This window comes from Flectobacillus major DSM 103 (genome assembly GCF_000427405.1).
GTDB classification, from domain to species: Bacteria; Bacteroidota; Bacteroidia; order Cytophagales; family Spirosomataceae; genus Flectobacillus; species Flectobacillus major.
This window is the reverse complement of record NZ_KE386491.1, coordinates 4,809,306-4,823,964: the sequence shown is the minus strand read 5'-3', so window position 1 is coordinate 4,823,964 and position 14,659 is coordinate 4,809,306. Positions and strand designations below refer to the sequence as shown.

Genomic DNA, 14,659 nt, shown 5'->3' with positions numbered 1-14,659 from the left:
GCTATTCGGTAGTTACATTTTCTATTTTTATCGAGCAATAGTGAAGTACCTTACTACAGTAGTTTTACCTTTTGATGGAATCACCACGCCTGTTGTTCTATTGTATCTGGTGAAACTATAGAAGTAGGTTCCGTCTGGTAATCCTTCGCCTTGTCCTACTACTTTCACACCTTGGTTAGATTCGCCACCCCAATCGTTTTTGTAATCGCTAGATGCGTAAACCAAACTACCCCATCTGTTGTACACTTTAAATTCGATTCTTTCTTCATCTTTCAATGGCTGAATCACAAACTTATCGTTATTGCCATCACCGTTTGGTGAGAATCCTTCAGGGATAAATAGTTCGTCAGATACGGCACTTGCATCGAAGATAACTGGTGTTTTAGCTTTTTCACTTGGGTTACCATCGCCATTGGTATCTGGGTTTGTACCTGCTGTTGACAAATCGAACACTGAGCTATCGGCCAATGTACGGGCTCTTGCACTAGCTTGAGTATAAATGGTATCGGCTAGTGGTTTTCTGATATTCAAGGTATATTCTATTACTACGCTATCACCTTTAGCCAACAATAATCTTTCGCCAACTTTAGTAATGGTTGTATCGGTTATACCATTGAATAAGGTATCCATTGTTACTTTTCCATTTATGAGTGTTGGCTTACCTACCAACTTCCAAGATGTTACTTGTGTACCAATATTAGAAGCAATATTGTTGGCTAAAATAACATTTTTTAAGGTATCTGTACCATAATTTCTAGCTAGCAATTTGAACTTCACATTGTAAGTACTATCGGCAACTTGTAATTCAGGTTTTCCTGCAGATAAGGCTAAGCCTATTACTCCTCCTGTTACTGGAGTAGCTGGGTCTTTCAAGGTTACCGAAGTTGCGACATTATCATTACGAGGGTCTTTATCTCCATTTGCATCTGGGTTTTTACCATCAGTTGAAACATCTCTTGAAGTCACCAAGTCTGAACCTGTACCAACCCCTATGGCGACGTTACTGAAAACTGTATCGGTGGCTGCCGTGGTATTTACACGAACTACTAATGATATTTCAGCGGTATCGCCAACCACTAGAGCTGAAGAATCTGGAATCAATAAGTCGATATTTAAGCCTGAACCTGTGTATTTAGTGTTAACTGTTACGCCCGGTCTAGCAACAGAGACTGTTGGTTTGCCCAAGATAGTTGCTCCTTTTGAAGTAAATACGGCATCTAGGTCGTCGACTACACTAAGTTTTGTAATTCGGTTCGAGCCCATATTTACAACACGGATAATATAAGGGACTGTCCAGTGGTATGCCGAATCACGTTTTACACCTGACAATACAACCTCTTTGGCTATCCCAATTAAGGTTGGAGGTAGGTCGAATCTCAAGACAGTTTTACTTGGAGCGGCATCTACATTGGTTCCAGCACTTGATTTAGCTGTAAGCACAGTACCATTTGGTTGTGTACCTTTTCCATCCACTTGGCTATAGAATGGGCCTTTGTTTCCACCCAAGGTTAGTGTAACTGTGTATTTCAAGGTATCTACACGATTTGGCACCATGAAACTTCCTGTTTTCACCAAATTAGGATCGTCTTTACCAAAGGCATCATTCACAATCAAGTTTGAGCCAGCATTTACATTTGGTTTACTTTTTATCGTAAATGTTACAGGAGACTTAAAGGTATTTCCGATACTATCTATCAAGCTAATATTGCGTAATGTATCTCTACAAGCATTTTTAGCAATCAATTGATACGTTACATTGTAGACACCATCCGAAACTTTGGCTGTATCTATTACTGCTAGAGCCAATCCAAGTTTACAAGCTACATTGATGTCTTTCACAATATCGACAGTCACAGTACTTGTATTATTACTTGTAGCTACATCTGGTTTACTTGATTTAGTTACGATAACTGTATTGACAGCCTTACCTTCTGTAATAGCTTTTGCTTTGTAAGTGAACGTTTTGGTTTCACCTTTGCCAATAGAAGGGACATCTATCTTCAGTGAATCGCCTGCTGTGGTTTTGCCAAACGAGGTAAAGTCTCCACTTATATATCGTAAATTACTTACTAGGAAGTCTTTCAATACAACATTAGTAGCATTGCCTGCTCCATTGTTAGTCAACTTAATAGTGTAAGTTACTTCTGTATCTTTCAGTACTGTTGTTGTCAATGTTGTTTTAGACACGCTCAAGTCGGCATACGCTGTATCTAATGCAGACACTAAAGTAACCGTAGCCGAGTTGTTAGTTAAAACAGGGTCGATGGTTGAGTACTTAGTTGTTGCAATAGTACTTGTAATAGTGGTGTCTTTCAATACTTTCACTCGATAAGTAATACTGTCTGATGCTCCACTTGCTAAAGAAGCTATCACCCATTTGAGCGAGTCCGCAGACTGAGTTAATCCACCTGAGATATACGATAAGCTTTTCGACAATAAGCTTCTTAACTCGATATTGCTTGAACTTTTCGGCCCTTTATTTTGAACTTTTACGGTAAAGGTTACCTCATCGTTTTTAGCAATCAAGTATTTACTTGCACTAAGTGATACCACTAGGTCTGCCGAATCATCTGTTCCGATACCACCTTGAATTGTTGCACTTGCTTCATCGTTGGTAGGGTTAGGGTCAAGGCTTGACGTTACCGAAGATGTTGCCGTTACAGCTTGTATCACTTTTACTTTTGCTACATAAGTAAATTCTTTTGAAGCACCTTTTTGCAATGAGTCAAAGCTTGCTTTCAGGTAGTTTCCATCTTTTGTTAAACCATTGGCAGACACATACTCTAGTGCCAAAGGAATTGCACTTAACACTGACAAATCTTTTGCAGTAGCAGGACCGTTGTTGGTTAGAGTAATCTTAAATGTTACCAAACCATCAATTGGAGCTGTTGATTTATCTGTAGTCATCGCAATTGCTACATCGGCAACTTTAGGGTCAACCACACCTTTATTAAAGACAGCACTACTCTTATTGTTGAATGCTTCTGGGTCAACCGAACCAGTTACAATAGAAGCAGTAACTGTAGTTTCGGCAGGACTCTTCACGACAGATTTGTAAGTGTACACTTTAGTGCCATTTATTACCAAACTATCAAGAACACCTTTCAATGTATTACCCGACAAAGTTAACCCTCCTGTTTGGCTTACATAAGTAATCGTACCAGGAATAGTCGTTGTCATACTGATATTCTTCGCTGTTTTTGGGCCTTTATTAGTTATAGTGATCGTTGTTGTTACAGTATCACCTACTGCATAAATAGCTTTATTTGTTGTAATCACAACTGCGGCATCTGCTAGATCAAGTACAATAGGGCCGTCGAGTCCAACTGTGATGATAGAGCTTTTCGAGAAGCATCCTTGTGCTGTTTTGTAATACACAAAGTATGTGCCTAGCCCAGCCGTTGTTGGCGAAGGTACGTCACTTGAAGTTGGCGTATTGCCTAATTTAAAGACTAATGTTGCACCTTGTGGTGTAGTTGACTGCACCAGTTTGGTTAAATCGGTAGTTTGACCAGCACCAATCTTAATACTTGTTACAACAGGAGCCGTAATATCAGTAGCCACAGGGTTTACTGTTGCTGTGTCTGAAGGCACAGAGTTACATCCTGTTGTATTACTTACTGTATAATAATAGCTACCAGATCCTTTTACTTTAATAATACGAGCTGTTGAAACTGGTGTAGTTGAACCTACCTTATACCATTTGTATTGATAACCAGCTATAGCAGTCAAAGTAATTGAATCAGCAGCACAAGCATTCAAGTCGCCATTTACATTAATAACTGGTTTGATACCCACACCATTGATAGTAAGAACCATTGTATCAATAGCTGCTACACATGGGCCTGTTCCGTCTGGGTCATTCGATGTTAGATATAGCTTAACTTTACCAGCGGTAATATCAGCCAATGACGCTGTATAGGTTGCACTTGGTAATAGTGGGTTGTCGAATGTACCTGTACCAGTTGATTTCCAAACAATGTTAGAAGCTGCTCCTGCAAATGCTCCATTCAGTTTATATGATTTTGTATCACAAACCGATGCGTCAGCTCCAGCTGTTACTGTAGCAGGACTTTGAGAACAATCTCTTGTTGAACAATCAGGATTGATGAATACATTGATTGTAGCAGGTAATGAAATACAACCTGAACTCAATTTTTCAAATACATAGTATGTACCTGTTGTAGCTACTGCACTTGGATTAGTTACCAATGCTGAAGCGATTGTATTACCTGTATGGAACTCAAATACGCCACCATTCGACACTGTACTAAGCACTCCACTGGCCAAATTAACGGTTGTCTGAGGACAGCTATTTACCAAGTTTTGAGTAAGTGGCTTGCTAGCTGAAGTACCAATGGTTATTGTTACTTCATTTGAGTTTTTACTTTCACACTTATCTAATTTACAAATTGCAGTATAGGTTGTTGTTACAGTTGGAGTTACAGTGATTGATGTACCAATCTGACCATTACTCCAAATTACTGTAGCAGCACATTCTTTGGCTGTTAATGTAATTGCAGAACTAGCACAAGCAGCAGTTAAGTTGCTTGAAATAACAGGTGCCGAAGGTGTACCTACATTTATAGTAGTTACTGCCGAAGCAACTGATTCACATGTTCCGATTGCACATTTTACAGTATAACTCGTTGTTACAATTGGAGCAATGGTATGAATAGCCCCAACAAATCCATCTGACCATTTATAAGTACCACCTTCACATCCTTCAGCAACAAGTGTCATAGCACTACCTGGGCACAACAAGTCACCAGGACAAACACATACTTTATTGATAATTGGTACTGGAGCTGGAGCAACTGTTACGGTTATTTTATTTGACTCGCCACCTGTACAGGTCGAACCCTTGCAAGTTGCCGAATAAGTTGTTGTGGCGGTCAATGTTTCTACTATTGTTGCTGTTGTTTTTCCATTTGACCAAACGATATTGCCCGTACAGCCTGTAGCGGTCAAGGTTACTTGGCCTCCTGCACAAATCGTTGTTGTTGATGCTGTAATAGTAGGAGAACCCCCTACGCCAACATTAACTGTCAATGGGTCTGAAGTTTTTGCACTTACATCACCACAACCTGTTGCTCTACATTGAACTGTATAAGTTGTTGTTACGGTTGGTTTCACTGTGATAGCCTTAGTACTATCGCCAGTACTCCATAATACTCCTAAAGCACAGTTGCTTGCAGTAAGTGTTACTTCTGAACCAGCACAGATAGTCGAAGTAGTGCTAGCTATAATAGTTGGTTTTGTAATATCAGAAGCAACATTCACTGTTACACTTGCTTTGGCATCTGTTGCACATGGTACATCAGTACAAACAGCCGTATAAGTTGTTGATACCAAAGGCTTCACTTTGATAGATGCCCCCGTTAGGCCACCTGTCCAAGTTACATTACCACCGATACATCCTGTTGCAGTCAAAGTAACCTCTGCACCTGTACAGATGTTGCTTTTATCAGCAAGAGCTGTAAGTGCTAGAGCAACCGTTGGTTTCACAACAATTATTTTCTCGTTAGACTTAGGACTTTCACAAGTTCCAGAAGAACACGTTGCTGAATAGGTTGTTGTAAGGGATGGTTTTACGGTAATGTTTGCTCCTGTTTGTCCATCCGACCATTTCACAGTACCATTTGTACAGCCTAATGCAATGAATAATACTTCTTGACCTGTACAAATTTCTTCATCACCACACACAATAATTGGAGCATTGATGTTGGTATTTACTCGAATAGCTACAGCATTTGACACATCAGATTTACAAGACGACGACTCACAAGTAGCGGTATAATTAGTATTTGTAGTTGGTTTTACTGTTACCGATGCACCCGTTTGGCCATCAGACCACTTCACTGTACCATTACAACCAGTAGCTGTTAAGGTAACAGACTCACCAAGACAAATATTTGTTTTATTAGCTGCAATAGAAGGTTTTGCAAAATCAGAAACTGTTACACTTGCTGTATTTGACACAACGCTTTCACAAGTACCTTGCTTACAAATAGCTGTATAAACAGTATTTGTTGTAGGTGACACCGTAATCTCAGCTCCTGTGGCACCATTCGACCACAAAATTGTACCTCCTGTACAGCCTGACGCTTTTAATACAACAGAGCCTCCTAAGCATGTAGCTGTCAAAGCTGGTGAAATCGCAGGAGGAGCTGGTGTTCCTATTGTTATTGTTAATGCTTTTGACCTTGGTGACTCACAAGCTCCTTGCGTACAAGTAGCTGTATAGATTGTTGTAATGGTTGGAGTAACAGTTATTGTACTTCCTGTCAATACTTGTGCACCACCATACCACTTAACTGTTCCACTTGTGCAACCTGTTGCGGTGAGGGTTGCAGAACCTGCCCCACAAATACCTGTTGTAGAAGCTGTAACATCTGGTGTTACAATTGGAGCTACAGTAACACTTACTGGAGTAGACACTACACTGGTACATCCGTTTACAGTACAAGTAGCTGTGTAGCTAGTTGTAGCTGTAGGTGTTACTGTAATAGTAGCGGTAGTTTCGCCAGAGTTCCATTTAATATTACCATTACAATTAATAGCCGTAAGCACAACTGACTGTCCAGCACAAATTGAAGACTTATCGGCTTCTACTACTGGAGATGTTGGTTTAGGCGTTACTACTATATCTATCGATGCCAAAGCACTTGTACAACTTGCTTGTTTACAAACAGCTTTATAGGTTGTTGTTATGCTAGGCGATACGGTAATTGATGCTGCTGTTTCTTTAGCAGTTGTTTGCCATTCGATAGTACCACCTGTACAACCAGTTGCTGTTAATGTTGTAGACTCACCCAAACAAATTTTGCTTGTCGAAGCAGTCAATGTTGGTGATACTATATTCGTTACATTTACAGTAGTTGCTACCGACTGCGGACTCTTACAAGACCCTTCTTGACAATAAGCAAAATAGCTTGTTGTTAAGGTTGGAGAAACAGTGAATACAGCATTAGAACCGCCCGCTTTGGATTCGCCTGTTGGTTGTAATACGATATTGCCATTAGTACATCCTGTTGCTGTGATTGTTAGTACATCGCCTGCACATAATTGTGTTTTGCTAAATGCCAATACAGGTGCAGCTATATTACAAGCATTTGAAGAATTGATTTCTACACTATCATCATCATCTTCATTTTTATCTGTACCATTGCCCGGGGTTGAATCAGGGTCTTTGGTGTCCGACTTAGTAATTTGAGCAGCATTAATGATTTTACCTACCGTGGTTACTTTTGCCTTGAAAGTAAATTCTACTTTAGCATCTTTTTCAATTTTAGCAATAGTTCCTGTAAGCGTTCCTGCATTATTGGTCAATGTTGTACTTGATACAAACTCTAAACCTGCTGGTAAAACATCTTGAATTGCTACATTAGTAGCTGCATTTGGCCCAGCGTTAGCCACTACTATTTTATAGTCGATAACCTCATTCAAGTTTGGCGTACTATTCAATACTGTTTTAACTAAGCTCAAATCGGCTAAATCAATAGCATTGATGGTTATAGTAGAGCTGTTATTGGCTAATTTGGTTGGGTCTTCATTAGCTCCCGACACCTTAGCTTCATTAACGATTGAACCAACCTTATTGATAGTTGCCTCAATAGTAAGTGTTTTTTGTGCTCCTGCTGCCAAGCTACCGATAGTCCACTCTCCTGTAGTATTGCTAAATTCAGGAAGTGACGCACTCACAAATGTTAGGCTTGAAGGTAAGATGTCTTTAACTTTTACCTCTGTTGCATTTACAGTACTTATATTTTTAGCAACAATAGAATATGTAATTTTTTGGCCTAATAAATATGACGGTGCCGATGGAGATGTTGGTGATTCGACTACTGTTTTCAATACCGTTAAATCCGCCAATTCTGTAGCACACTGTTCTACTAAGAAGCTTATTGATACACGATTACTGGTACATCCTTCTGAATTAGTTGCTTCAGCATAATAAGTATATGTTCCAATATTATTTGGCGTTACAACAAACCCTGCATCGGTAGCTGTTCCTAATGCTGTGCCACCCGAAGATGTTGTATACCATTTAATTGTATTACCTGGACTCGCTGCTGTCAATTTATTTGACTCACCCAAACATATTTTAGCTAAAGCAAATAGGTTGGTTGGGGCGGCTGGCTTCGCTTTGTAAGTGAAGATTGTTTTTGCTGAAATTGCAGAACATGCTGTCGCACTACCATCTGGGTCGTTGGTTGTGAATGTAAATTCGATTGAACCTCTATTTTCGTCTGCTACTGTTGGAGTATATTTAGCAGTAAGACTATTGGCATTATCAAAAGTTCCTGTTCCATTGGTTGTCCATGTTCCACTGGTTGCTCCACCACCCAAGGTCGCTCCTAATTGCAACTGAGTGAAAGTACCCGAACATTGTGATACCAAACTCGCTAACTGTACTGACGCTGGATTTGGACAGTCACAATTAGTAATTGTAACTGTTACTACTCCTGCTACACTGTAGCAATTTGATGTAGATTTTTCAAAAACATAATAAGTCCCTGCTACTACTGAGCTTGGGTCTATCACCAAGGCAGAGCTTGGGCTATTGCCTGTTCGCCATTCAAATACACAATTCGTAGTTGATGCTGTACTCTTCAAGGCATCATTCAAGTTGGCAGTGGTTTTGGCTACTGGGCTACAANCATTCGTCAAACTCGCCAAGACGGTTGGTTGAGCTGGCTTTGGATTAACGGTTACTGTCACGCTCGTACGTGAACTCACACATCCATTGCTTGTCGACTCAACATAATAGTTGGTAGTTTGTGTTGGGGTTACTTGTACTGTAGATGTGCTTGCAAATGCAGTGCCGCCTGTTGGCAATGTATACCAACTAAAAGACGTACCACCCGAAGCTGTCAAGCTAACATTCTCCCCTGCACAGATAGTACTTCCTGATACTGTTGGGGCAGCTGGCTTCGCTTTGTAAGTGAAAATTGTTTTGGCTGAAATTGCAGAACATGCTGTCGCACTACCATCTGGGTCGTTGGTTGTGAATGTAAATTCGATTGAACCTCTATTTTCGTCTGCTACTGTTGGAGTATATTTAGCAGTAAGACTATTGGCATTGTCAAAGGTTCCTGTTCCATTGGTTGTCCATGTTCCACTGGTTGCTCCACCACCCAAGGTCGCTCCTAATTGCAACTGAGTGAAAGTACCCGAACATTGTGATACCAAACTCGCTAACTGTACTGACGCTGGATTTGGACAGTCACAATTAGTAATTGTAACTGTTACTACTCCTGCTACACTGTAGCAATTTGATGTAGATTTTTCAAAAACATAATAAGTCCCTGCTACTACTGAGCTTGGGTCTATCACCAAGGCAGAGCTTGGGCTATTGCCTGTTCGCCATTCAAATACACCATTCGTAGTTGATGCTGTACTCTTCAAGGCATCATTCAAGTTGGCAGTGGTTTTGGCTACTGGGCTACAAGCATTCGTCAAACTCGCCAAGACGGTTGGTTGAGCTGGCTTTGGATTAACGGTTACTGTCACGCTCGTACGTGAACTCACACATCCATTGCTTGTCGACTCAACATAATAGTTGGTAGTTTGCGTTGGGGTTACTTGTACTGTAGATGTGCTTGCAAATGCAGTGCCGCCTGTTGGCAATGTATACCAACTAAAAGACGTACCACCCGAAGCTGTCAAGCTAACATTCTCCCCTGCACAGATAGTACTTCCTGACACTGTTGGGGCGGCTGGATTTGAATTAATATTGAAGCTAGCTCCTGTTACATCCACGGCAGCACAAGTACCAAGTGTCGTTATTGTGGCTTGCAAATCAGAAAGTCTGGTAACGCCGTTGAAAATATAAGTTGGCAAGTTCAGTTCTGTAGCATTATATACTATAGTATGAATCTTATATGTATCAGCAGCATTGACAGAGAACGAAGGAGAATTAGCTGTTTGCTGAATTACCAAATTCGAGCCTTTTGTCAATAAATATTTGATACTAAACCCTGCTGGCACTACAGGCGATGTGCCTACAGTTGCCGTTAAGGTCAACGAGCCTCCTGTTGGTAAGCAAAGTGGTGTTCCGCCACCAGATGCCAACAATGTACCCGCACCAACATTACATACAGGAATAATACCTGCATCGATGTCTTTATTATCGCGTGCTGGATCATTGACAGGCTTAGTTGCATCTATTACAATCAACGAGCTCTTTCCATCAGCACCCGCATCGGAGTCTGTTGAAGGTGTACCTTTACCCGTTTGTGTAAAAGAAGAACCTGCAGGTTTATCAAACTTCACGTAGTATTCTCCACTAGGAACGATAAATTCGTATTTACCATTGTTATCGGTATTGGTAGATGAAATTTCATTACCATTTTTATCTAGCAAGATTACTTTCAAGCCTGCTACAGGTGTATCACCTGTATTTTGGATTCCATCTTTATTATTATCGTTAAATACATAGTCGCCAATAGAACCCAGTGGTATAATACCTGCATCTACATGAGGGTTATTGCGTAAAGTATCAGTTACAGCCAAATTAACATTGATAGTAATCAAATGACTACGCCCTAGGAAATCAAAATCACTGTCGAGCTTATCATCAGTACCTTGATTAGCTTTTGTAAACTGACTTTTTGTTGGAGCTGTAACTCTTACTTGATAAGTACCTGACTGAAGGCTGTCGAAAGTATAAATACCCGAAGCGTTGGTAGTTACTGTTTTAATAAAAGTATTTGTGCTTGAATATAAATCTACTTTTACACCAGCAATACCCGGCTCGGCTGAGTCTTTGACACCATTACCGTTATCATCACGCCAAACCAAGTCACCAATAGAACCCATAGCCCCAGGAAGGAATTTTACAGGGCAGCATCCTGAAATAGGGCAAGTGGCATTCATAGCCGTAAAGGCAAACTCGGTATACTGAGTAATGCCTCCTTCTATAAACAAAGAATCATTTTTAACATAAACACCTGCTGTAGCACTGGTAATAGGCACAGAGACACCCGACTCCCCTACTTTTTTAGTCCAAACTACATTAGTATATCCTCTAGGCACTGAAAGAGTAAAAAGGTTGCCCGTATAAAAATAAATCGGGACTGAGAAGCATACAGCAGCTTGGTCATCCTCATTTAGGTTATGATTGTTGGGGGTCGAATCACTATCGGCTTCTCCTTGCTGAATTACCTCTGCACTCGAATAGGCAACACCTCTACCAGCATCGCCATCCTTAACTCTCACTTTAACTTCAAGGATAATTTCGGAATTACCTGCCACCTGACCGATTGTCCACCGCTGCGTTGTACTATTATAAGTACCTACACCCGAAACAGGATTGGCACTCACAAATGATACAGTCGATGGTAAAGAATCTTTTACAATGACATTAGTTGCTTTGTCTGGATTACTATTCTTTAATTTAATAGTATAAGTAATTACATCGCCAGGGCTAGGGTTTGCATTGCTTACAGAATTAGTCAGCGAAAGGTCGGGCAAGCCAGCCTTTGCTCCAAATACAGTAAATATGGTAAGAAATAATAACGCTAGGGTAAAGCGAAGTGTAGAAAAATATCCGTTCAAAGTGCGACCGAAGGAAAACAAATTGCCCTTATTTGATAAAACGCTATTTTGGTTTGGAGTAAACCCTCCAAAAGCGTTCAAATCAAAAGCGGTATTCAACACCATATTGTAGAAGGAATGAACTGTGTTCATGAACTTCCCTACATGAGGTCGAACGAAAAAACTTGCCGCTCGTGTCAGATAAGTAAAAAGATTCATTTGCTGTATGTTTAATTGATAATATTCACTACTAGGACTATGTTCACTGCTGATAAGGGCTGAGCAATTGGAAGGAGTACTATTAACAAGATCTGACGCAAAATTTGTACCTATAGGCTGTGATTTTTTCAGTAATAGCAAATATTCACTTACCAACACAGGTTTGGCTTGTGTCAATGTTATTAATGTTGTATTGCAATCACTGAATCCACAATTTTGTAATTTCTGGTCTTCAGCATAGGATGAAAAAGTAATGTTCGACTGACCCAAAAGGCTATTCGAGAACGTAGAAGTTCTTTTCATCTGCTTTCTTGTTAAAATTTTTCAACTAATTACTTAGGAGGATATAAAATCTTGTTTTGTCAACCACTTTTTTATAAAACTTTGGACGCTCAAGATTAAATAACATCAATGTCTTTCAACACAATGATTTATTCCAGAAATCCTCCAAAATTGTGCCAAAAAGGCTACTTTTTTTCTCTATTAAAGTATGTCAATATACAAACACCTCCAAACAACCTATATACAGGTATTTACTCTAAATTTAATCATTTAGAATAATTTATTTCTTGGTTACTACCGAACACACTTCACTAATTTTTACAAAACTCAAAAAGGTTTTGCCGTATAGCGAAAACTGTGCCAAAGTATTCAAGAACAATGGTACTTTTGAAAATACATGAAACAGATAAGACACGAAAAACAACCTACAAAAGTAGTTATGTTATCCGAAAGGAATACCAATTGGTTAATGAAAGGAATATATATAAATTCAATTTGCGAGCGAAGCACCTATCTTATTCGATATTAGCTTAATGCCAGCAAAGTAAATCAACATTTTGCATATTATCAAGGATATGTACCCAAAATATTATGTCGCTTTCTACGATTTTATTTCTGCCAATTTGACACAGTATCCTCTTGTGGAATTGAATTTGTTAAAGTGTTAGGTATATCGTTGCCATAAAAACCGTGGGGTTTTGCAACACTCAGTAGCGTTTAGTAACACTTAAACAATGACAAAATGACTATGCAAGAGAAAGGTAATATCTCGATTCATACCGAGAACATTTTTCCGATTATTAAAAAGTTCCTCTATTCTGACCATGAAATCTTTCTTCGTGAATTAGTTTCTAATGCTGTCGATGCTTCTCAAAAACTCAAACGCCTTTCGGCTATTGGCGAATATGCTGGCGAATTGGGCGAATTAAAAGTTAAAGTTAACCTCAATAAAGACGAAAAAACTATTACTATTTCAGATTCGGGAATAGGTATGACCGCCGATGAGGTAAAAAAATATATCAACCAAATTGCATTCTCTGGTGCAACCGAATTCATTGAAAAGTACAAAGATAAAGGCGACGAAAAAGCTATTATTGGACACTTTGGACTAGGGTTTTATTCGGCATTTATGGTAGCTGAACGAGTGGATATTATTTCCAAATCGTTTAAAGAAGGTAGCCAAGCTATCAAATGGACTTGCGATGGATCTACCGAATTTGAATTGTCGGAAGGTACTCGTGAAGACCGAGGTACTGACATTGTTCTGCATATTGCCGAAGATTCACTAGAGTTCCTCGAAAACTTCAGATTACAGCAAATTCTTGATAAATACTGTAAATTCCTCCCTATCGAAATCGAATTTGAGGAGAAAACTATCAATAATCCTAATCCAATTTGGGCCAAAGCTCCTTCTGAATTAACGGATGAAGATTATCTGAAATTCTACGAAGAGCTGTACCCGATGTCGGAAAAACCGTTGTTCTGGATTCATCTCAATGTTGACTACCCTTTCAACTTAACAGGTATTCTTTACTTCCCTAAAGTAAAAAATGAACTTCAGCTTCAACGTGAAAAAATCCAATTATATAGCCGTCAAGTATTTATTACCGACGAGGTAAAAGATGTTGTTCCAGAATTCTTGATGTTGTTACATGGTGTGATTGATTCACCAGATATTCCTTTGAACGTTTCGAGAAGCTTCTTGCAGGCTGATTCAAATGTGAAAAAAATCAACAGTTATATTACTAGAAAAGTAGCTGAAAAATTGAGCGACTTATTCAAAAATGATAGAGCTGGATTTGAGGAGAAATTTGAAAATATTGGCCTTTTTGTGAAATATGGTATGATTTCAGACGAAAAGTTCTATGACAAAGCCAAAGATTTCTGTTTGTTGCAAAGTACTACAGGTAAGTATTATACTTTTAATGAATACGCTGAGTTTGCTCAGGAAAACCAGAAAGATAAAAACGACGAGGTGGTATATTTGTATGCTACCGACATCAAGGCTCAGGATGGCTACATTCAATCTGCTACTAAAAGAGGCTATGATGTACTGAAGCTTGACCTCGTTTTGGATGGCCATTTTATCAATATGTTAGAAACCAAGTTGGTAAAAACAAGCCTAAAACGTGTAGATGCCGATACAATTGAAAAGCTTATCGATAAAGGGATTACCCTTGAAGCTGTATTATCTGATAGCCAAAAAGAAGACGTGAAAAAGGTATTTGAAGAGGTTATCAATGATAAAACCAAATCAGTACAGGTAGAAGCTATGTCGGTAGATGAACTCCCTGCAATTGTTACACAAAATGAGTTTATGCGTCGTATGAGCGACATGTCTCGTGTTGGTGGCGGTGGCATGGGTATGTTTGGTGCAATGCCAAACAACTATGTAATTGCGATTAATGCCAACCACCCATCTATTAGCAAAATTTTGCAAACAACAGAGTCCGACGAGCAAAAACGTTTGGCTAAACAAGTGTACGATTTGGCGTTGTTATCTCAAAATTTATTGACTGGTGCCGACCTTACCGCATTTATTCAACGCACTGCACAAGGCTTGTAATATTAGTATTGTTCAAATAACAAAAAGAAAGGCTGTAGTAATTACAGCCTT

Annotated in this window: 2 protein-coding genes; one reads left to right on the top strand and one right to left on the bottom strand. The window is 39.4% G+C overall.

Annotated features, from left to right (window positions below; all coding sequences use genetic code 11):
* Positions 1 to 27: 27 nt before the first annotated feature.
* Entirely contained in the window at positions 28 to 11,667 is an 11,640-nt protein-coding gene (locus FLEMA_RS74410; protein ID WP_445451873.1) for an Ig-like domain-containing protein, read from the bottom strand.
* A 1,123-nt stretch (positions 11,668 to 12,790) separates the two neighbouring features.
* Here FLEMA_RS74410 and htpG point away from each other — a divergent pair.
* The gene (gene htpG / locus FLEMA_RS0155690) at positions 12,791 to 14,608 is read left to right on the top strand and encodes a molecular chaperone HtpG (RefSeq protein WP_026997984.1); all 1,818 of its coding nucleotides are present in this window, start codon (positions 12,791 to 12,793) and stop codon (positions 14,606 to 14,608) included.
* The last annotated feature ends 51 nt before the right edge of the window (positions 14,609 to 14,659 follow it).